The 20,433-nt window shown below is 45.9% G+C and carries 19 protein-coding genes; 1 reads left to right on the top strand and 18 read right to left on the bottom strand.

Features of this window, described 5'->3' with window-relative positions; all coding sequences use genetic code 11:
- Window positions 1-7 precede the first annotated feature (7 nt).
- Together MKZ16_RS13440 and MKZ16_RS13435 are read right to left on the bottom strand one after the other, a co-directional pair.
- Complete coding sequence (locus MKZ16_RS13440; RefSeq protein WP_036686209.1) at window positions 8-871, bottom strand: DegV family protein; 864 nt, start codon at window positions 869-871, stop codon at window positions 8-10.
- 83 nt (window positions 872-954) lie between these two features.
- Window positions 955-2,742 carry a DAK2 domain-containing protein gene (locus tag MKZ16_RS13435; RefSeq protein ID WP_076104797.1) on the bottom strand — a complete coding sequence of 596 codons (1,788 nt, stop codon included), beginning with the start codon at window positions 2,740-2,742 and terminating at the stop codon, window positions 955-957.
- Window positions 2,743-2,932: 190 nt separating this feature from the next.
- Between MKZ16_RS13435 and rpmB the strand changes: the two genes are divergently transcribed.
- Complete coding sequence (gene rpmB / locus MKZ16_RS13430) at window positions 2,933-3,121, top strand: 50S ribosomal protein L28 (RefSeq protein WP_036686205.1); 189 nt, start codon at window positions 2,933-2,935, stop codon at window positions 3,119-3,121.
- A gap of 101 nt (window positions 3,122-3,222) precedes the next feature.
- On the opposite strand, the gene spoVM is transcribed toward rpmB, so the two are convergent.
- The 16 genes from spoVM to MKZ16_RS13350 all read right to left on the bottom strand — a co-directional run bounded on the left by spoVM (window position 3,223) and on the right by MKZ16_RS13350 (window position 20,280).
- The gene (gene spoVM, locus MKZ16_RS13425; protein ID WP_020431362.1) at window positions 3,223-3,303 is read right to left on the bottom strand and encodes a stage V sporulation protein SpoVM; all 81 of its coding nucleotides are present in this window, start codon (window positions 3,301-3,303) and stop codon (window positions 3,223-3,225) included.
- A 177-nt stretch (window positions 3,304-3,480) separates the two neighbouring features.
- Complete coding sequence (rpe, locus tag MKZ16_RS13420) at window positions 3,481-4,146, bottom strand: ribulose-phosphate 3-epimerase (RefSeq protein ID WP_036686202.1); 666 nt, start codon at window positions 4,144-4,146, stop codon at window positions 3,481-3,483.
- 4 nt (window positions 4,147-4,150) lie between these two features.
- Window positions 4,151-5,056 (bottom strand): ribosome small subunit-dependent GTPase A, encoded by a 906-nt coding sequence (gene rsgA / locus MKZ16_RS13415; RefSeq protein WP_036686201.1) that lies wholly within the window; start codon window positions 5,054-5,056, stop codon window positions 4,151-4,153.
- 96 nt (window positions 5,057-5,152) lie between these two features.
- Window positions 5,153-7,399 (bottom strand): Stk1 family PASTA domain-containing Ser/Thr kinase, encoded by a 2,247-nt coding sequence (gene pknB / locus MKZ16_RS13410; protein WP_036686199.1) that lies wholly within the window; start codon window positions 7,397-7,399, stop codon window positions 5,153-5,155.
- Window positions 7,399-8,172: a Stp1/IreP family PP2C-type Ser/Thr phosphatase gene (locus tag MKZ16_RS13405; RefSeq protein WP_076099575.1), complete on the bottom strand. Its 774-nt coding sequence runs from the start codon at window positions 8,170-8,172 to the stop codon at window positions 7,399-7,401. The genes pknB and MKZ16_RS13405 overlap by 1 nt, the downstream gene beginning before the upstream one ends.
- Window positions 8,173-8,178: 6 nt before the next feature.
- Entirely contained in the window at window positions 8,179-9,219 is a 1,041-nt protein-coding gene (rlmN, locus tag MKZ16_RS13400) for a 23S rRNA (adenine(2503)-C(2))-methyltransferase RlmN (protein ID WP_036686196.1), read from the bottom strand.
- A 151-nt stretch (window positions 9,220-9,370) separates the two neighbouring features.
- Window positions 9,371-10,702: a 16S rRNA (cytosine(967)-C(5))-methyltransferase RsmB gene (gene rsmB, locus MKZ16_RS13395; RefSeq protein WP_256715482.1), complete on the bottom strand. Its 1,332-nt coding sequence runs from the start codon at window positions 10,700-10,702 to the stop codon at window positions 9,371-9,373.
- A gap of 137 nt (window positions 10,703-10,839) precedes the next feature.
- Window positions 10,840-11,775: a methionyl-tRNA formyltransferase gene (gene fmt / locus MKZ16_RS13390; protein WP_076099573.1), complete on the bottom strand. Its 936-nt coding sequence runs from the start codon at window positions 11,773-11,775 to the stop codon at window positions 10,840-10,842.
- Between the two features lie 5 nt (window positions 11,776-11,780).
- Window positions 11,781-12,260 (bottom strand): peptide deformylase, encoded by a 480-nt coding sequence (gene def, locus MKZ16_RS13385; protein WP_036686193.1) that lies wholly within the window; start codon window positions 12,258-12,260, stop codon window positions 11,781-11,783.
- An 85-nt stretch (window positions 12,261-12,345) separates the two neighbouring features.
- Window positions 12,346-14,877, bottom strand: a complete 2,532-nt coding sequence (priA, locus tag MKZ16_RS13380; RefSeq protein WP_076104795.1) for a primosomal protein N' — start codon at window positions 14,875-14,877, stop codon at window positions 12,346-12,348.
- Window positions 14,877-16,112, bottom strand: coding sequence for a bifunctional phosphopantothenoylcysteine decarboxylase/phosphopantothenate--cysteine ligase CoaBC (gene coaBC / locus MKZ16_RS13375; protein WP_038570318.1), 1,236 nt, complete (start codon window positions 16,110-16,112; stop codon window positions 14,877-14,879). Before coaBC ends, priA begins: the two co-directional genes overlap by 1 nt.
- A gap of 216 nt (window positions 16,113-16,328) precedes the next feature.
- Window positions 16,329-16,529 (bottom strand): DNA-directed RNA polymerase subunit omega, encoded by a 201-nt coding sequence (gene rpoZ, locus MKZ16_RS13370; RefSeq protein ID WP_036686188.1) that lies wholly within the window; start codon window positions 16,527-16,529, stop codon window positions 16,329-16,331.
- 52 nt (window positions 16,530-16,581) lie between these two features.
- The gene (gmk, locus tag MKZ16_RS13365) at window positions 16,582-17,151 is read right to left on the bottom strand and encodes a guanylate kinase (protein WP_036686186.1); all 570 of its coding nucleotides are present in this window, start codon (window positions 17,149-17,151) and stop codon (window positions 16,582-16,584) included.
- A 19-nt stretch (window positions 17,152-17,170) separates the two neighbouring features.
- Entirely contained in the window at window positions 17,171-17,431 is a 261-nt protein-coding gene (locus tag MKZ16_RS13360; protein ID WP_006209218.1) for a DUF370 domain-containing protein, read from the bottom strand.
- Between the two features lie 48 nt (window positions 17,432-17,479).
- On the bottom strand, window positions 17,480-18,373 hold the full coding sequence (locus MKZ16_RS13355) for a YicC/YloC family endoribonuclease (RefSeq protein WP_036686185.1): 894 nt from the start codon (window positions 18,371-18,373) through the stop codon (window positions 17,480-17,482).
- A gap of 38 nt (window positions 18,374-18,411) precedes the next feature.
- Window positions 18,412-20,280 (bottom strand): bifunctional homocysteine S-methyltransferase/methylenetetrahydrofolate reductase, encoded by a 1,869-nt coding sequence (locus MKZ16_RS13350; protein ID WP_076099571.1) that lies wholly within the window; start codon window positions 20,278-20,280, stop codon window positions 18,412-18,414.
- Between the last annotated feature and the right edge of the window lie 153 nt (window positions 20,281-20,433).

Below are 20,433 nucleotides of genomic sequence, written 5' to 3'. Positions count from 1 at the left end.
TTATCCCTCATTTTGCAGGCCAAATGAACACAGCTAATGTACCGTTACCGACATGGCTGCCCACGACAGGGCCGACGTTCGTCAGCACTTTTTCTTCCAAGGTGAAGTGTCCCGCAAGCTCATTCAAGAATTCTTCGCCGGAAGCCGGTTCAGCCGTATGACCCACGGCCACATTGATTTTGTTTACACCCTGCAGATCCCGCTTGAACAGTTCAATCATACGGGCGACAGCCTTCTTACGGCCTCTAACTTTCTCCACCGCATAAATAATACCTTCTGCATCAATGGACAATATCGGCTTAATATTCAGAAGTGTCCCCAGAATAGCGGAGGCTTTTCCAATTCTCCCGCCTTTTTGTAAATATTCAAGTGTATCTACTAAGAAGTAAAGCTTACGCGATTGACGTAGGCTTTCTACAGCCTCAAGTATCTCTTCAGGTCCTTTGCCTTCAGCAGACATTCTGGCAGCTTCCACTACCATAAATCCAAAACCATAAGAAGCGGAGAGAGAATCCACAACAGTGATCCCTTCTCCCTCTTCCTCCAGCATCGATTTAGCCAGCAATGCAGATTGATAAGTCCCGCTCAGTCCAGAAGAAATATGAAAGGAAAGGATAGAACAGCCCGGGTTACGCTCCAGAATACTGCGGTACACATTCATATATTCAACCGGTGAGGGTTGAGAAGTAGTCGGCAGCTGTGAGGTACGGGGAAGACGCTCATAGAACTGCTCCGGAGTCATATCCAGATTGTCCCTAAAAGCCTCTTCGCCGAACATTAAGGTCAACGGTACTACCTCAATTCCGTACGTTTCCGCCATTGCTGGCGGGATATCTGAAGTGCTGTCGGTGACGATAATGGTACGATTCATGGATTTTCTCCCCCAAGCTATAATTTTGCCAACTACGCAATAACAAATTTCTACTCCATTGTTAAAGAACCATTAATTCCTACCTATGGCTCTACAGAGATCAGATAATAATACAGGGGTTGGCCACCCTCATGAATCTCAACTTCCACATTCGGATAAGTCTCTTCCAGCCACTCACTCAAAGAATCAGTAGCCTCGGATTCTGTTTCTGCACCAATAAGGATCGTAACGATTTCGTCGCCATTCTCCAGCATATTGGATAACAGCGCCTGACTTGCAGCCAAAAGATCATCTGCAGCAGCAACAATTTTGGAATTAGAAATCCCAATAAATTGGCCCGATTTAATCTCCAGCTCATCAAAGCTTGTATCACGCACAGCGTTCGTTACTTGTCCGGACTTCACATGAGAGATTGCTTCCAGCATATTCTCAGAATTAGTCTCCACTGCATCTTCCTCTTGGAACGCAAAAGCTGCTGCTATTCCCTGCGGAATACTTTTACTTGGAATCACCGTAATCTCACGTTCGCCCTCTAGAAGATCTTTAGCTTGTTGAGCGGCAAGAACAATGTTCGAGTTATTTGGCAAAATATAAACATGCTTCGCAGATATGGAAGAAATCGCGTTCACGAAATCCTCAGTGCTAGGATTCATTGTCTGACCACCAGCTAGGACTACGTCCACTCCAAGGCTTTTGAAAATGTCAGCAATACCTGCGCCAGATGATACCGCGATGAAGCCGTAAGGCGCCAAATCATCAGCCGGTGGTTCAGCAGGAGACATTTGCACTGCGCTCTTCTCATTCGGCATATCAGCGAATACATCAGGCATTGGTGCAATATCCATGCCCGCAGTCAGCAGGTCACGATGCTGCTCTCGCATATTAAGAATGTGAATCTGCGTGATCTCCCCATAAAGAAGAGCCAAGTTCATCACTTCACCTGGAGCCTTAGAGTGCACATGCACTTTAATCGTCTCATCATCCGAAATAACAATAATGGAGTCGCCATTAACTGACAACGCTTTCCTAAAAGCTTCCTCATCAAAATTGGTTCTCACGTTAACGCCTAACTGGCGATTAATGAAAAACTCCATATCATATAGAAATTCTATATCTTCAGTAGATAGCTGTGACTGCGCAGAAGACTGTACAGAAAACAGTTCACTTTCAGGTTTCGTTAATACGGGTTTAGGCGCTGGTGCAACGGGTGTGTGGGTTTGTCCTTGCACAGATTCAGACAGACCGGTAGTACTTCCATTCGTCAGATGCTGGTGAAACCCTTCATAAATGTAGACCAAACCTTGGCCGCCAGAATCTACAACACCGACTTGCTTCAATACAGGCAATTGCTCAGGCGTATAAGCTAAGGCTTCTTTTGCTTTGGCTAATACCTCTGTCATCAGCTCCACAACGTCAGTAGTACGGCGGGCATAATAAACAGCATGTCTTGCAGCCTCTTTAGCTACAGTAAGAATAGTTCCCTCTACGGGCTTTACAACTGCTTTATACGCAGCGTCCACTCCGGTTTGCAGCGCAGCAGCGAACTGCTGTGTATTAAGCTCATCATGTTGAGCCGCATACCTGCTAAACCCTCTGAATAACTGGGACAAAATAACGCCGGAATTCCCACGAGCTCCCATTAATAAGCCCTTGGAGAGTACACCTGCACATTGGCCCACAGAAATGGTGTTATTTTTCTTTAATTCATTCGCACCTGCGGTCATCGTCAAATTCATGTTTGTGCCGGTATCTCCATCTGGGACCGGAAAAACATTTAGGGAATTGACGTGTTCTGCATGCTGTTGCAGCTTATCCGCTCCAGCCAATACCATAGCGGTAAAATCTGTTCCGTTTATAGAACGCTTACTCAATTGAGAATTCCCCTTCCTAACTTCATGCCTAATCATTCTATGATTAACAGGACATAATGCACTAATTTACATTGTACTATAAGTATTAAAAGAAATAAATGTTTTTGAATCGGTTGACGTAGCAAAATTTGCTGTGATATTATAGATAAGTATTGTTTATGCAGGTGTTAGGAATAAGGAGGTGTAATCTATGTCCCGCAAATGTGCAGTAACAGGCAAGAAACCGAGCAGCGGCAACCACGTGTCTCACGCTAATAACCGCAACCGTCGTTCTTGGGGAGTTAACGTTCAGAAGGTCCGTATCCTCGTGAACGGTAAACCAAAACGCGTGTACGTCAGCACCCGTGCTTTGAAAGCCGGTAAAGTTGAACGCGTTTAGTCTTTAGCAATTTTAAGACCGAACGATAACTTATATGAAGCAAAAAGCACCCTTTACATTTGTAAGGTGCTTTTTTTCATGTTTTCTTTTCTGTTAGCGGCTTAACTCTTCTGAAATGTGTTCAATATTGCTTTAACAAAACCTCCCAAAAACCTTGGCAGCTTAAACGTGTAAAATTTCATGATTTACCCTCCCATCAATTCATGCCGTACGCAGGAGACTTTCCTCTTGTCAATAACGGAAACGAACTGCAGTCCTCCCTGCCAAAACAAAAAAGGCTACATGAGATTTCTGCTCATGTAACCATATTTATGCACCGAGGACTTGGCCTATACCTCTAGTCTCAATAGCCTATTTTTTTAACGCAGTGCAGATTCGGCTGCTTCTCGAATTCCGCGGATCGCCGCAGCACGATCACTCCGGCCAAAAACTGCATTCCCCGCTACCAAAACATCGGCTCCAGCTGCCACAACTAAGGGTGCTGTCTCTTCCGAGACTCCACCATCTACTTCGATCAATAAATCTGGATTCACTTCATTCGCCCATTCTCGAATTTGAATGATTTTGCGCAAAGTGTTAGGAATGAATGCTTGACCACCAAAGCCTGGATTAACGGTCATCACCAGAATCATATCCACATCCTCCAGCACCTCACGCACCGCTGAAGCCGGAGTACCCGGATTAATTGCTACACTTGCCTTCAGCCCCAGCTCCTTGATCTGATGAACCACACGATGCAAATGAACGCATGCCTCAGCGTGAACGGTGATCACACTTGCACCTGCTGCAGCAAAATCAGGGATATAACGTTCTGGTGACTCAATCATCAAGTGAACATCAAGTGGCAGCTTGGTATGTAACGATACAGCTTTTACAATAGGTGGACCCAATGTGATATTCGGCACAAAATGACCGTCCATTACATCCACATGTATCCAATCTCCACCACTGGCTTCCGCCTCTGCTACTTCTGGACCTAAACGCGCGAAATCCGCCGACAATAAAGATGGTGCTATTCGTATCATGATGTTAGTACCTCCGCTTTTTATCTTTCATTTCATTAAAAAACAGTTTGTAATGATCATAGCGACTATCCGCAATTTTCCCTGCTTTCCAAGCCTCTATTACACGGCAGCCTGGTTCATGCTGATGACTGCAGCCCCGGAACTTACAATCGGATGCATATTGAGCAAATTCACGAAAACAAGTGGACAGCTCTTCTACACCAAGCTCTAAGAAATCAAGCTGACTAAAACCTGGGGTATCTGCAACAAAACCTCCACCACCAATATCCATCAGCTCCACATGACGGGTCGTATGGCGACCACGTCCCAATCGTAAACTGATCTCTCCAGTCTCCAGTTTAAGCCCTGGAACAATACGATTCAATAAGGTGGACTTACCAACCCCCGATTGACCCGCAAATACGCTAATACCACCAGTAAGCCGTTGTCTTAGCTCATCGCTTCCGGCACCAGTAAGTGAACTTGTGACCATCACTTCATATCCGATATCCTCATAAAGTTCTTTAACATAACGAGTAGCTTCACCATCATCATCCGCCAAATCCTGTTTAGTCAGAACAATTAGGGGTTCCAGACCCGAATGCTCAATATGAACTAGAAACTTGTCCAACAGATTCAGGTTCATATCGGGCTCTCGAACGGAGAATAAAAGGACTGCGAGCTTAACATTCGCTACAGGTGGACGAATCAGTTCAGATTCTCTAGGTAGAAGTTCATCCACCATTCCTTCTCCATGCTCAGTAAGTATATAAATAACCCGATCTCCAACTAGCGGAGCGATCCCTTTTTTCTTGAGAATTCCTCGGCCTCTGCATTGAACAGAATGCTCTTCAGTCGCAATTAATCCTTCGCGGAGCGGTTTCACATAATAATAACCGCTTAACGCCTTAACAATTATACCTTCAGGCATACATAGTGAGCCTTCCTCTCCTGATTTTGCGAAAATGACCCAAGTCTGATATCCCCGGGTCATTTCGCTACGCCAACCGTTCAGGTTAAATCCTGTTTAGTTGTTGTTTTTATCTTTAGATTTATCCTTGCCTTTATTGTTGTGCTTATTATTGCCATTATTAGTCGATTCACTATTTATAGAACTATTGTTTACGAAACCTGTCTGATTCACCGCCCCGTTATTCCCTCCGTCATTCTCTGAACCTGAACCTGGCAAGATCTCCGGTTCAATCGTAGGTTCAATTGTAGGCGTAGGTTCAGCAGAAGGTGTTGGAGTTGGCTGTGGTGTTGCTATAACTGGTGGTTCAGGCTCCTGAACGGTTCCGTTCTTAGCATCGATATAAGGAATGACATAAGTATCCAAAAGTACACCGTCACGGGTAACAATAACTGAACCATCTTTATTAGGAGCCAATACTAGATTCACAGATAACACTTGGCTCTTTCCAATGGTACGTGTTCCCCAATCCTGCTTCTCTCCATTATTGCGCGCATCCACGAATTCGATACGAATCTTGCTCTTTTTCCCATCCTGAGCAGGAGCGACTGGCACATTAAAGGTATAATTCAGGGCTTCAGGTGGATAACCTGTACTTAAGTAAATCGTAATCGCTGTTCCAGGTGGAACAGAAGTACCTGTCCCCTTATCAAATGCCCAAGTCTTTGTTACTTTACCTTCTTCAATGCTGAAGCTGGATTCTTGTTTAACTTCTCCAAGAACAAGCTTGGCACCTTCCAGCAGCGCCTTTGCCTCACTCTCCGTCTTACCGATGAGATCTGGCAACAGTACACTTTCTTCTCCTTTACTAACGTAAAGGGTGATTTGAACCGTCTCAGGATCGAATTCTGTATTTAATGCAGGGTCAGATTTTACAATGAGACCTTCATCTGTATTTTCGTCATAGAGAGGTTTATTATCAATCCGGTCCTGGGCTACACCCAGCGCCATCAATGCTTTAACCGCATCATCAAAGCTCTTGTTAACTACATCTGGCATCTTGGGTAGTGGCTTAGCCGTATTCACAGTGAGTATTAGGGACGCTCCTTTTTTCACTTTGGCATCCTTTTCCCTACTTTGCTTAATGACCACATTCTCTTCAAAATTCGGACTGTAGTCATACAGAATAGGATCAGCAACCTCAAGCCCCAAATCCTCAAGCTCAGTTTGTGCTTGTTCTATCTGTTTACCTACTACATAAGGAACGGAAACCTCAGGAACAACTAGCTGTGATTTAACGTACCATACGAGACTGGCCATAGCCAACAGCAACAGCAAGGTAAGCCCAATCCATAATGTGGGTTTTGCCCATTGTTTTTTACCTTTGCTTGAAGGCACCGGTTCATCATCTTCATCACGAACCATCCGTTCCTCACGATGATTACGATTACCATTGCTTCTTTGAATCGGTTTTATCGCCGGGATAACCCGCGTACGATCCTCATCTTCTTCATCGTTGAACAGAATCTTCGCCTCACTGCGGCGCTCCGGCAATAAGCATGTTTCCAAATCCTGCAACATTTCTTTGGCAGAGTCGTACCGCTCCTCCGGATTTTTACGCATTGATCTCAGAATTACATTCTCAACGCTTTGCGGAATGAGTGGATTCAGAAGTTTTGGTTCTTCAAACTCTTCTTGCAGATGTTTTAAAGCTACACTAATCGGACTCTCTCCCAAGAAGGGCAGGCTTCCGGTAAGCATTTGATAAAGTACAATACCTAATGAATACAAGTCAGACTTTTCTCCTGTAGAGACACCTTTGGCATGCTCTGGCGAGAAATAATGTACTGAACCAACCACAGAACCGGTCTGTGTAATGGTTGTTGACGTAACTGCGCGGGCAATCCCAAAGTCGGTTACTTTCACCCGGCCGTTGCGTCCGATCAGGATATTATGTGGTTTTATATCACGATGAATAATTTGATTCTGATGCGCATGATCTAGGGCATCACAGATTTGTGAAGCGATCCGTACGGATTCATCAACCTGTAATGGCGCTCGTTCTTTTATAATTTCATTAAGATTCTGACCCTCAATATACTCCATGACAATGTAATGAATTTCGTCTTCTTGTCCTACATCGTATATGCTGACGACATTCGGATGAGACAAAGATGCGGCAGATTGCGCCTCACGCCTAAAACGGCGAATAAATTCCTCGTCATGCACAAACTGATTGCGCAATACTTTGATGGCGACATTTCGGTTTAAAAGAATGTCATGTGCTCTATAGACGAGCGCCATTCCACCTCCGCCGATCCGTTCGATGACTTGGTAACGGCCGCCCAATTCGTGACCGATCATCAATCCCACTCCTTTGTTTCGGGCACAGCGGCCTCTCCATGATGTTCTAACAAAGCGACGCTAATATTATCGCCACCGCCGGCGAGCAGTGCCAGCTGAAGTAAACGGTCCGCTCTTTCCTCTAACGATATCTCATGTATACCTGCTACTTTGCCTAAATGCTCATTTGTGACAAAGTTGCTTAAACCATCGCTGCATAGAAGCAAAATTTCCCCAGGTAGCAGAGCTATAGGCGCCATATCAACTTCAACCTCAGCATCTGTTCCAAGTGCCCTCGTCAGCACATTACGACGCGGATGATTATCCAATTCCTCCACACTGATCTGACCGTTCTTGAACAGCTCATTGACTAGCGTATGATCCTCGGTTAGTTGAACTGCCGCACTGTCTTTTATTAAATAGGCTCTGCTGTCTCCGATATGGCCAATATATCCGTTTGATCCATTCAAAAGAACAGCAACGACAGTAGTACCCATATTATGATACTTATCGTCACCGGAAGCCTCCCTGAACACAGTGCTGTTAGCTTCCAAAATAGCAGCTGACAACGCATCACGCAGAGCTTCGTCTTGAAGGCCAGACTCTAACCCGTCTAGGTTATTCCTCATTGTCTCCAAAGCGAGCCTGCTTGCGGTTTCACCAGCCTGATGTCCACCCATCCCATCGGCAATTATGCCAAGTGTATAACCGTGGCGCGTCGCGCCGATCCAGACCGAATCCTCATTGACAGAGCGCACTCGGCCAATATCGCTGGCATGAACTGTTCTGATCAAATATCCTCACCCCAACTCCATATGTTTGGCACGCAGCTGTCCGCATGCGGCCGCGATATCATGGCCTTGCTCACGGCGAATAGTAACATTCACCCCGTTATCAGCCAAAATACGTTGAAACTCAAAGATATCATTGCGTGAAGTACGTACATATTTTCGCTCAGGCACATGGTTTACCGGAATCAAATTGACGTGGCACAGCATGCTCTTAAGCACCCCAGCCAATTCCTCAGCATGCTCCGGTTGGTCATTTACCCCGCCGATCAAGGCATATTCAAAGCTGACACGTCGTCCCGTCTTAGCTTGATAATAACGCAAGGATTCAATTACATCATCAAACGGAAAACGGCGGTTAACAGGCATTAGCTTTGAACGCAAGGCGTCGTTAGGCGCATGAATTGAAATCGCCAGATTAATCTGGGTATCTTCTTCTGCAAATTTATAAATGCTCGGTACAATACCGCTGGTGGAAACAGTAATATGCCGTTGTCCGATATTTAGGCCCTTCTCATGAATCATTAGACGCAGGAATCTCATTGTTGCATCATAGTTCTCAAACGGCTCACCAGTACCCATGATAACAATGCTGCTGACACGTTCGCCGCGCGCATCCAGGATTTGTTGGGAACGAACTACCTGAGCTACAATTTCTCCCGCTGTCAAATCCCGTTTTAATCCACCTAGTGTGGAAGCGCAGAAAGTACAGCCGATTCGGCACCCTACTTGGGTTGTTACACAAACGCTATTGCCATAATTATGTTTCATGATAACTGTTTCGATAGCATGATCGTCATGCAATCCAAACAGGAATTTTACAGTTCCATCTTTAGATTCCATTTTAGTAATTTCAGTTAGCGCTGCAATAGAGAATTGTTCATTCAGCTTCTGGCGAAGCCCTTTGGACAAATTGCTCATTGCTTCGAAGTCATTTACACGTTTTACATACAGCCAATCAAAAATTTGTCCACCACGAAAAGCAGGCTCACCATTGTCTTTCGCCCACTGTTGTAACTCTTCTAAAGAAAAATCATATATTAAAGGTTTCATTATTATCTACACCTGTTCTTTCATAAGGATATGCGTATTATTTCTCATTCTTCCTATTTTAACACAAATTTCAGAGACGGTAAAAGAAAACGCCCGCCGTACGGTAGCCCGGCGGGCGGAGGATACTACAATTGTCAGAAAATTTGCTATATTACAAGACTCTCTGAAGCTTGGAAATATAGAACCCGTCGCTCCCATAATGATGAGGCAGCAGCTGAATTCCTTCACCCTCAGCCAGCGCAGTACCCTCCAGCCTGTCCCATAATGGGGAGGCAAAAGTTACAGCAGTGAAGTCAGGATTCTGCTTCAAAAATTCAGCTACTACTTCACTATTTTCTGCTTGTTCAGTAGTACAGGTACTATATACCAGAATGCCACCCGGTTTCAACAGTTTAGAGACCGACTGCAGCAATTCCCGTTGCAATGACGCTACGCTAGCCACATCTTCCGGCTGCTTACGCCATTTGAGGTCTGGCTTACGGCGAATTACGCCGAGTCCAGAGCAAGGTGCGTCGAGAAGAATTCTATCAAAGGATTGATGCTCTAAAGTGTGCTCCAGCTCCAGCGCATCTGCACTGCCTGTAGATACGCAATCAAGACCTAAACGTTCTGCTTGATCTGAGATCAATTTCGCTTTATGCAAATGCAGATCATTAGCATAAATCGATCCTTCATCTTTCATGAGCTCGCCCATATGTGCTGTTTTGCCCCCAGGAGCAGCGCAACAGTCAAGCACTCTCATGCCAGGCTCCGGAGCTACCGCTTCAGCTACAAGCATAGAACTCTCATCCTGAACGGAGATATATCCATCACGATACCAGGAGGTGAGTGCCAGGTTTCCGCCGCCTTTCACAACAATGCCATAGGGACTAACATCAGATGCTGAAGCTTGCAGACCTTGTTCAATCATCTGGTTCAGCAGAGCTTCACGACTGATCATCGTTGTATTCACGCGTACACTGACCGCAGGCGGCTCATTGTTTGATGCACAAATAGCTTCCGCCGTGTCGGCACCGTACTCGGTAATCCAACGTTCCACTAACCACAACGGATGTGAATATAATATCGATATCCGCTGCGCTTGACTTAGTCCCTCAGGCAGAACTGGCAGATCACCAGCACGCAATACACTGCGCAGCACGCCGTTAACCATCCCTGAGATTCCCTGGTGGCCTTTTTTCTTCGCTATATTAACAGCCTCATTTACAGCTGCATGGGACGGTATACGATCGAGATACATAATTTGATATAAACTAAACCGCAGTAAATTACGGACCCATGGCTGCAGTTTGGCTATCCCTTTACTAACAAATCCTTCAAGCACATAATCCAGGGTGTTCATCCGCGAAATAGAGCCATAGACAAGTTCTGTGACCAATCCGGCATCTTCTCTGCTAAGCGTTGCCTTCTGTAGACTGCTGTTGAGCAGCAAATTGCTATAAGCACCTTGCTGCTCAACTTTAACCATTATATCAAGCGCGATTTCCCGGGCAGAAGCAGGGGTAACCTTACCCTTGTTGCCAGCTCTGCCGTTGTTGCCAACTGCTTTAGAGTTATTCCCCTGTCTCTTACCAGCGCTAGGATTTACTGCTGATCGGCCAACACCATTTCCACCGCCGCTCAACCTAACACCGTCCCTAGCTTCATAACAGCACCACGGCTAAAATCGGCCGCACTCATTGCTTTTTTGCCAGCAGGTTGAACCGTTGTCAGCAGCAGACTTCCGTCACCTGTTTTCACTTCGACACCTCGTTCAGTTACAGAAAGCACCGTTCCTGGAGCACTATCGCTTGCTTTCTGCGCTTCAGGCAGCTTAGAAGCCCAAGCTTTAAAGGTCTCACCATTCCAGAGCGTAAATGCGCCGGAAAAAGGAACTAATCCACGAATTCGATTATAGTTGTCACGTGAGCTAGCGTTCCAATCCAAGCGTTCATCCTCGCGATTAAGGTTAGGGGCATAAGTTGCCTCACTATCGTCTTGCTGAACAGCTTGAACTTTTCCGCTTACTAAACGTGGCATTTCAGACTTTAACAGATCTCGTCCAGCCAGGCTCAGCTTCTCAAAAAGAGTTCCAGAGGTATCCTCATCCTCAATAGCCACTTCGACACGAGAGATCATGTCACCGGTATCCAGCCCCTCAGCCATATACATCAAAGTAACGCCGGTCACTTTCTCACCATTGATGATACTGCGCTGAATCGGAGCACCTCCCCGATATTTAGGAAGCAACGAACCGTGTACATTCACACAACCATTCCGCGGTAAGTCCAACACAGCTTTAGGCAAAATTTGACCATAAGCAGCCGTGACGATCAAATCCGGCTCATAAGCTGCCAGCTCGGCGACTGCCTCAGGACGACGCATGCGTTCTGGCTGAAGCACAGGTAATCCGAGAGCTAATGCGGCTTCCTTAACTGGTGAAGGAGCCAAGATCTTTTTTCTCCCCTGCGGACGATCTGGTTGGGTGATGACAGCTACAACTTCATAGCCTTCATCTACCAGCATTTGCAAGCTTGGCACCGCAAAAGCTGGAGTTCCCATGAATACAATCTTCATATTCCTCACTCCTCAGTCTCGTTAGCAGTCATCTCGTATACTTTTTCAGCGATATCTGTAAATAGAACTCCATTCAAATGGTCAATCTCATGCTGAAAAGCCCGGGCAAGTAAACCACTGCCGGTTATCGTAATCTCTTTTCCCTCACGGTTAAGGCCACGTACAGTTACAGTCTCCGCACGGCGAACATCACCATTCAAGCCAGGAATACTAAGACATCCTTCTGGTCCTAGCTGTTCACCTTCCATGCTGATGATTTCAGGGTTAATCATTTTGATCAATCCATGCTCTTCATCCGCATCCACCACAATTAAACGTTTCAAAATTCCGACTTGGGGTGCCGCCAGCCCTACTCCTTCAGCGTCATACATCGTATGTGCCATATCATCCAGCAATTTTTTAACATTAGGAGTAACTACAGCTACTTCTTTAGCTTTTTTGTGCAATACTTCATCCGGTTCTTTAACGATCAAACGTATAGCCATTACAAAACACCTTCCCGTTCTGAACATTTCTATATTTAAAGTCAATTGATAAAGCTCTTTTTTTACATTGTAACATGATACGGATTTACATCAACATCTGCGGATCCACATCAATGCTGATCTGAAGACCGGTATCCCGCACAGAATCCTCTAACTCTTCAGCCACTTGGCGGACAAGTCCAATCACATCGATGGCGCCGCGCCATTTTATCATACACTGAAATCTATATCTACCCTTTAATCGAGGGATAGGTGATGCCACAGGACCCAACAGATCTAACACATCGCTGGTTAGCTTATCGAGACTTCCATACCACCTTAGCTGTCTGGCCTTTCCCTGAAGATTCAGAGCATAATTCTCTGCCATCCGCAGTAGAAGCGGCAGCTGTTCATGAGACAATGTGACCAGGATGAGTCTGCAATATGGCGGATAATGGAGGCCTCTGCGATGCTTCAGCTCTTCACGTACAAAAGAGAGATAGTCATGTCCGCTGGCATGAATAATAGAATAATGCTCTGGCGTATAGGACTGAACGACCACTTCGCCTGGAAGCTGGTGCCGGCCTGCTCTGCCTGCAACTTGTGTAAGCAATTGGAATGTCTTCTCTGCTGCGCGAAAATCGGGCAGGTTCAAAGCTGAATCTGCTGTGATTACACCAACAAGAGTGACATCTGGAAAATCTAGTCCCTTTGCTACCATCTGAGTGCCCAGGAGAATATCCGCTTTTTTGTCTCGGAATTGGTTCAGCAGCTTCTCATGCGAGCCCTTTTCTGTTGTTGTGTCCACATCCATACGAATCACTCGTATGCCTGGGAACAGCTTACCAAGCTCTTCCTCCACCCGCTGTGTACCCGTTCCGAAAAACCGGATATGCTCACTCCCACACTCCGGACAAAGCTTAGGTGCTGGTTCAGCATGTCCGCAATAATGACAACGCAAATTGTCACTACGGCTATGATACGTTAGTGAGATATCACATTCTGGACAACCGGCTACGTAACCACAGCTACGACACATGACAAAGGTTGAGAAACCTCTACGGTTAAGTAGCAGCACCGTCTGTTCTCCGCGTTCCAGCCTCTCTTCCAGTGCTGAATGAAGCTTTCGGCTGAACATCGAACGGTTGCCTTCTTTAAGCTCTTCCCGCATGTCTACTACGTTCACCTTTGGAAGTTCATTTCCAAGTGCACGGGTAGGCATCTCTAGCAGTACCGGTGAAAAGTGAATATCACTCTGCGATCTTGCAGCATGATAGCTTTCCAGCGAAGGCGTAGCAGAACCTAGAATCACAGCTGCCCCACACTGTTCCGCTCTACGAATAGCAGCATCACGGGCATGATATTTCGGATTCTCCTCCTGTTTATAAGAGGTCTCATGTTCTTCATCCATAATAATCAACCCTAGGTTGGAGAAAGGAGCAAACACGGCCGATCTTGCGCCTACAGCGACTGTGGCCTTTCCTTCACGGATTTTACGCCACTCATCGTATCGCTCACCAACAGACAGCCGGCTATGCATAACCGCGACACCGCTGCCGAACCGCCCCTTAAACCGCTCCACCATTTGTGGTGTTAAAGCAATCTCTGGCACAAGAACAACAGCCTGTCTGCCCTGATCTAAACAGCGTTTAATACATTGCAAATAGATCTCTGTCTTACCACTACCCGTAACTCCATGAAGCAGAAATACTTCGTGAAGCTGCTCCTCTAAGGTTCGAGAAATTCTTGTATATACGACCTCTTGTTCCGCAGTAAGCGGTAGAGGTGTGGTAGGTTTAAAATCTCGCCCTTGATAAGGATCGCGATAGACTTCAATTTCACTGATCTCGATAAAACCTTTTTCCTCCAAGGCCTTTACAGTACTTGCCGTTACTTGGAGTGCAGACAAAACTTCTTTAAGGGCCATAGGGAGTGTAGCTTCCATATCAACTAAAAAGCTCAGAACTTCCTTCTGGCGTGCGGATTTTTTCGGGAATTTGTTCAATGCCTCACGGGCAGCAGTGACACCTATCGCCAGATCGACTGCCTTGAGCTTTTTCTTACCCATTTTATCCTTAATGGATTGACTCTCTATAAGTACTCCACGCCGCAGCATGAACTTCACCGTCTCAGCAGCCTCAGGAAATGCACGAGTAAGCTGCTTCATGGAAACTTCGCCACTACGTCCAATAAATTCTGTGATTAGTCGTTCCTCATCCCCTGTGTCGGCAAACATTGGGAACAATTCATCCTCTGGAAATGCTGTCTCTTCCTGCACATCTCCAAGTGAAATCAGCCGTTCTGCCTTCCCTTTTAGAGCGGTGGGCAACATCGCCTGCAGTGCTGAAATTCGTCTACATGCATATCTTTTACTCATCCAGTCCGCAAGCTCAACTAATTCAGGAGATAAAGGCGGAAGCAAATCCAACACTTCTTGAATAGGCTTCAGGCTAGGACTCACTAGGGTCTCGCCTGATTCTAAAGATACTACAAAACCTTGGACTGTCCGGTGCCCAAACGGAACGGCTACCCGACTGCCCACTTCAATCCATAACTTCAGGGATTCTGGAATACTATAATCAAATGGCCGGTCAGTGCTGCGTACAGGCACATCCACAATGACCTTGGCGATATCCATTATAATGAAGCTCCAGTAATCCGCTCTGCCACGAGCGTCAGCAAATGACGAGCAACCTCATCCTTCGACAATTGTGGCAATTCAAGCACCAATCCATTCACATCATATATCGAAACGATATTCGTATCCGCTCCAAATCCGGCTCCTGCAGCCGCTACATTGTTAGCAACGATGAGATCGCAGTTTTTGCGGACCAGCTTGTCCTTAGCATAAAATTCCGTATTGCCCGTTTCCGCAGCAAAGCCGACCAAAAACTGCTTGTTTTTGGTCTTACCGAGTGTTTCCAGAATATCCGTTGTCTTCACAAGCTCAAGCGTCATCGTCTCTCCGCTTTTTTTAATCTTGGAAGGCTCACTATGCTTCGGACGGTAATCCGATACAGCAGCCGCCTTGATCATAATGTCGCAGCTGTCCCACAGTGCGGTAACTGCTTCATACATTTCCTGTGCAGATTGAACACGAATGACTGAAATCTCTGGTTCCTGTGGAGGAGCCTCATCTGTACGCGCAGCAATCAACGTTACCTCAGCACCCATTGCACGTGCAGCACGTGCTAGCGCGAAGCCCATTTTACCGGATGAATCATTGGAGATATAACGCACTGGATCAATCCGTTCTACCGTTCCACCCGCTGTGATGACGATTTTTTTACCCGCAAGAGGTTTGGATGCGACGCTAGCTTGGTGTGCAAAAAAATTCTCAACCACACTCACAATAGCCTCTGGCTCTTCTAGCCGACCTTTGCCAACGTATCCACATGCCAGCAGTCCTTCACCAGGCTCAATAAAATGAATGCCTCGGCTAGCGAGAATATTCAAATTATTAAGTACAGCTGGATGCTGATACATATGAACATTCATAGCTGGTGCAACCATAATAGGAGCCGTAGTAGCAAGCAGTGTAGTAGATAACATATCATCGGCGATACCGTGTGCCATTTTGGCAATTATATTTGCGGTTGCGGGTGCTACCAGCACAAGATCCGCAGCATCTGCCAGATCAATATGTGAAATGGAGGATGGATCTCTCTCCTGGAATGTATCGCTATATACTCGTTGCTTCGATAGTGACTGTAGAGTTAATTCTGTAATGAACTGCTTCGCCGAAGCTGTCATAATGACATGAACCTCGGCTCCTTTTTGGACAAGCTTACTGGTCAAGGACGCCGCTTTATAAGCAGCAATTCCTCCTGTGATCCCAAGTAAAATAGTCTTCCCCTTCAAGCTCTTCAACATGATCTCCCCCCTGTTCCCTACTCTTACAACGAATGGCTATCTTTACGACGAGAAAAAAATAACAACCTTCCGGTTGTCATAAAGAGCCCGGTTCTGGGCTTTCATCATAAATTTAAGACCCGTAAATGCTCCATAACCCAAGAAGAAACGGCAGCGCCTCAAAACAAATAGGCGGCATCCGTTTCTACAATAGGTCATTATTACTTATGCTTGAGACTACTCTTCACCGCGGGTTAGAGTAATGCGATCTTCGTAAATTTCCTCAAGAGCAACACCAACAAATTTATGCGATCTAGGATTCTTCACATCTGTCTTGCCACCCTCACGCAATTGTCTAGCACGACGTGCAGCAGCGACAACGAGCGAATACTTACTGTCAACCTTAGTCATCATTTCATCAATGGATGGATATAGCACTGGGACACCTCTTCATAGTTTACTGTTAATACCATTTGACCTTCAGCATAAATTATCTGACTTTACAATGTTCGGCGATAATAATGCTTTCTATTCTCTTACAAGCCAGATCAATCTCATCATTCACAACAGCATAATCATAATGCTGCATTAAGTTGATCTCATCTTCCGCTACAGTCATGCGGTGATCGATCACATCTGGATGCTCAGTACCCCGTCCGCGAATGCGGTCCTTCAACTCGTCCATGGATGGAGGAAGAAGGAACACAAAAATCCCTTCAGGAAATTTCTCTTTGACTTTGAGAGCTCCTTGAACCTCAATTTCGAGAATAATGTCTTTGCCGCTATTGAGAGTTCTCTCTACAAAATCACGGGGAGTACCGTAATAATTACCTACGTACTCCGCGTATTCAAGCAATTGATCGGCTTCGATCATTGTCATAAATTCCTCTTTGCTTTTGAAAAAATAGTTGACGCCATCTTCCTCACCCGCACGCGGACTGCGAGTAGTAGCAGAAACTGAGTAGACAAGTTCGGGCATCTTCGGACGTAGTGCAGTACAAACAGTACCTTTACCCACGCCGGAAGGTCCGGATAATATGATGAGCAATCCTTTTGACATAATACACTCCATTTAGTTGTTATTCGTCGTTGTCGTCATCTTTACTGGATAAGCGATGCGCCACAGTCTCCGGCTGTACAGCCGATAGGATGACATGATCACTATCTGTAATGATTACGGCACGAGTCCGTCGGCCATAGGTGGCGTCGATCAACATATGCCGATCACGTGCCTCCTGGATAATACGTTTGATTGGTGCAGATTCCGGACTGACGATAGAAATAATGCGGTTGGCAGACACAATATTTCCAAAGCCAATGTTAATAAGTTTGATTGCCATGTTCCGGTAGTTCCCCCCATAAAGTTCTATGCTATTACCTATTCCCGATTACTCTATGTTCGCAGCTTGTTCTCGAATCTTCTCCAGTTCTGCTTTCATATCTAGCACAAGACCCACGAGAGTTAGATGATTGCATTTCGATCCGATTGTATTCGTCTCACGGTTCATCTCCTGAATGAGAAAATCCAGTTTGCGTCCTACCGGTCCTTTCCCCTTCAGGAGGGCTCTGCATTGCTCGAAATGACTATACAACCGGGTCAACTCTTCATCAATATTACAGCGATCTGCAAAAATAGCGATCTCCATCCCGAATTTATGCTCATCAAAAGCGAACGTCCCATCATTTAGTTCATTCAATCGATGTCGAAGTTTCTCACGATATTCAATGATTACGACAGGTGCAAGTTCAACCATTTCAGCATGCATGTTCTCAAGATGGTTCAGGCGCTGTTCAATATCTGCGGCTAGATAACTGCCTTCACGGGCGCGCATCTCCAGCAGAGACTGCAAACACTGCTCAAGTCCCGCCTCCAATACTTCGGAGTAGTCTTCTAATGTCGCAGACACGGCACCCGCAGCCTCGTCTTTGCTGTCCATAATACCGGGTATAGAAAGTATATCACGTAAAGTCAACTCACCAGTCAAACCATATTCGTTCTTAAGCTGCTCTGCTGCCTTTAGATAGGTCATTACAGCAGAGTGATTCAGAACCGGTCTAACTGTCGACTCATCGTGCTCTCTATTGATGGTAACATCTATTCTTCCCCGTTTGATGTGCTGTTGAACCTTTCTTCTCAACACATCCTCATAACCCGTCCAATCCCGGGGCATCCGCAGTACAACTTCGCAGTACCGGTGATTCACCGATTTCACTTCGAACATAATCTTGTAGCCGCCGAATTGCAGGGACGATTGACCGTATCCGGTCATGCTAAATGACAACGGAATCACATCCATTACACTATTGTAATTGATTATTACTAGCGAAACAAGGGGGACAATTTGCGTCCTGATTTCTCCCACACATACTCCATTAGCTGTGCGCTCATATCATAGAACATGAACGGAGTCATCAGATAGATTCCATTAAAATGGGCAGTAGCAACATCTAACAGTTCCTTAGCGATAGCGACACCTTCTGCTCTTCCAGCTTCCCCTTCAAGTCCCTTCATGCGGTTGCGGACATCGTCCGTAAGCTGAATACCGGGAACCTCATTATGTAGAAACTCTGCATTACGTCCGCTTGCCAGTGGCATAACACCAATGAATACGGGGATTTCCAGATGTGCTGTTGCCTCAGCTATCTTCACGATAAGTTCCTGATCATAGACAGGCTGGGTCATAATATAGTCGGCACCAGAGGCAATTTTCTTCTCCAGACGTTGCACTGCCTTATCCAAATGTTTAACATTCGGGTTAAATGCAGCTCCGATTACAAAATTCGCTTTCTGTTTCAAAGGTTTACCTGAGAAGGAAATCCCGTCATTCAGCTGCTTGATCATTCTAATAATCTCAAAAGAGGTTAAATCATAAACCGAGCTTGAGCCGGGAAGATCTCCAAATTTCGCAGGATCACCTGTTACAGCCAGCACATGATCAATTCCAAGCGCATCAAAACCCATCAAATGGGATTGAGTACCAATCAAATTACGATCCCGGCAAGCAATATGCACTAGCGGACGAAGTCCAGTTTTAGCGTGCACCAAATGTCCCAAAGCCATGTTGCTCATCCGTGTGACAGCCAGGGAGTTGTCGGCGAGTGTCAGCGCATCCGCGCCTGCTCTTCTCAGAACTTCTGCGCCCTGCATAAACTTTGCAATATCCAATTCACGAGGTGGATCAAGCTCAACAATAACCGTATGTCGTTCCTTTACCAGATCAACCAGGTTCGGCTCTCTACCATCTCTATCCTCATCGCCAAAATTCTCTTGCAGCGATACACGCTCCACTGCAGGTGGCAACGGTTTAGGAAGCGGTTGCGGTACATAATTCTTCAGTGCAGAGGAGATTTCTGCGATATGCTGCGGAGTTGTACCACAGCAACCACCGATTATCCGGCAGCCCATCTCCGCGAAAGTCTGTGCCATTTGGCCAAAATATTCTGGTGAAGCCCCGTACCGATATTCTCCGTCTACATAATCCGCCACACCCGCATTTGGATACACAGAGGCTGGCAGAACCAGATTCCCTTGTACAGCTTTGAGCGCTCGCTTCATTCCGTTCGGGCCTGTGTTACAGTTAAATCCGATAACATCAGCGCCATCGCCTTCCAGAATACGAAAGGCTTCTGGCAAAGTTAATCCATCTAATGTGCGTGCCGTTTCATCGACAGCTAATTGGCAAACTACAGGAAGCGAGCTGATCTTGCGGAGCGTTCTTAGAGCTAAATGCAGTTCCTCAACATCGTAAAAGGTTTCCAGCATAATGCCATCTACGTCCTCTTCTAGCAATGCAGCAATCTGCTGTGTAAAATATTTTTTCAGCTCTGTGGAAGAGAGATTCGCACGTTTGCCCGCACGAATAGATCCTACAGCTCCTAATACATACCCATGATCTCCAGCAGCCTGGCGAGCGATTCTAACCCCGGCTCGATTTATTTCCTCAACCTTGGATTCTAGACCATATTTGGACAGCCTGTCATAGTTCGCCGAGAAGGTGTTGCTTTCCAGCAGCACTGCCCCTGCCTCAATATAGCTGCGATGAACATCTTCGATTACCCCCGGAGAGGTCAAATTTAATTCTTCATAGGAAATGCCGACCGGGAAACCCTTCTGATATAAGTAGGTCCCCATCGCTCCGTCTCCGACTAATACTTTATTTCCCCATGCGGAACGTAAATCCGGCTTCACAACAAGATCCTCCCCTGCCACATTAGTTTCTAACTTTAGTTTCATACTAATGTAACATAAATCGGTATGGATGATAAGCTTTACAAAAGAAAAGCATTTAGACCAAAATATCACCATGCATGTTCATATGTAAAAAGCTTCATACTAACGTTA

The sequence above is a fragment of the Paenibacillus sp. FSL R5-0928 genome, assembly GCF_037970385.1.
GTDB classification, from domain to species: Bacteria; Bacillota; Bacilli; order Paenibacillales; family Paenibacillaceae; genus Paenibacillus_AQ; species Paenibacillus_AQ odorifer.
The sequence above is the reverse complement of the archived record's forward strand: the minus strand, read 5'-3'. Positions and strand labels throughout refer to the sequence as shown.

Bases quoted from the DNA above. Each gene is read 5' to 3' on its own strand.
- MKZ16_RS13440 (WP_036686209.1), bottom strand. From the start codon at position 871: ATGAATCGTACCATTATCGTCACCGACAGCACTTCAGATATCCCGCCA.
- rpmB (WP_036686205.1), top strand. From the start codon at position 2,933: ATGTCCCGCAAATGTGCAGTAACAGGCAAGAAACCGAGCAGCGGCAAC.
- spoVM (WP_020431362.1), bottom strand. From the start codon at position 3,303: ATGAAATTTTACACGTTTAAGCTGCCAAGGTTTTTGGGAGGTTTTGTT.
- rpe (WP_036686202.1), bottom strand. From the start codon at position 4,146: ATGATACGAATAGCACCATCTTTATTGTCGGCGGATTTCGCGCGTTTA.
- rsgA (WP_036686201.1), bottom strand. From the start codon at position 5,056: ATGCCTGAAGGTATAATTGTTAAGGCGTTAAGCGGTTATTATTATGTG.
- pknB (WP_036686199.1), bottom strand. From the start codon at position 7,399: ATGATCGGTCACGAATTGGGCGGCCGTTACCAAGTCATCGAACGGATC.
- rlmN (WP_036686196.1), bottom strand. From the start codon at position 9,219: ATGAAACCTTTAATATATGATTTTTCTTTAGAAGAGTTACAACAGTGG.
- fmt (WP_076099573.1), bottom strand. From the start codon at position 11,775: ATGAAGATTGTATTCATGGGAACTCCAGCTTTTGCGGTGCCAAGCTTG.
- def (WP_036686193.1), bottom strand. From the start codon at position 12,260: ATGGCTATACGTTTGATCGTTAAAGAACCGGATGAAGTATTGCACAAA.
- priA (WP_076104795.1), bottom strand. From the start codon at position 14,877: ATGGATATCGCCAAGGTCATTGTGGATGTGCCTGTACGCAGCACTGAC.
- coaBC (WP_038570318.1), bottom strand. From the start codon at position 16,112: ATGTTGAAGAGCTTGAAGGGGAAGACTATTTTACTTGGGATCACAGGA.
- gmk (WP_036686186.1), bottom strand. From the start codon at position 17,151: ATGTCAAAAGGATTGCTCATCATATTATCCGGACCTTCCGGCGTGGGT.
- MKZ16_RS13360 (WP_006209218.1), bottom strand. From the start codon at position 17,431: ATGGCAATCAAACTTATTAACATTGGCTTTGGAAATATTGTGTCTGCC.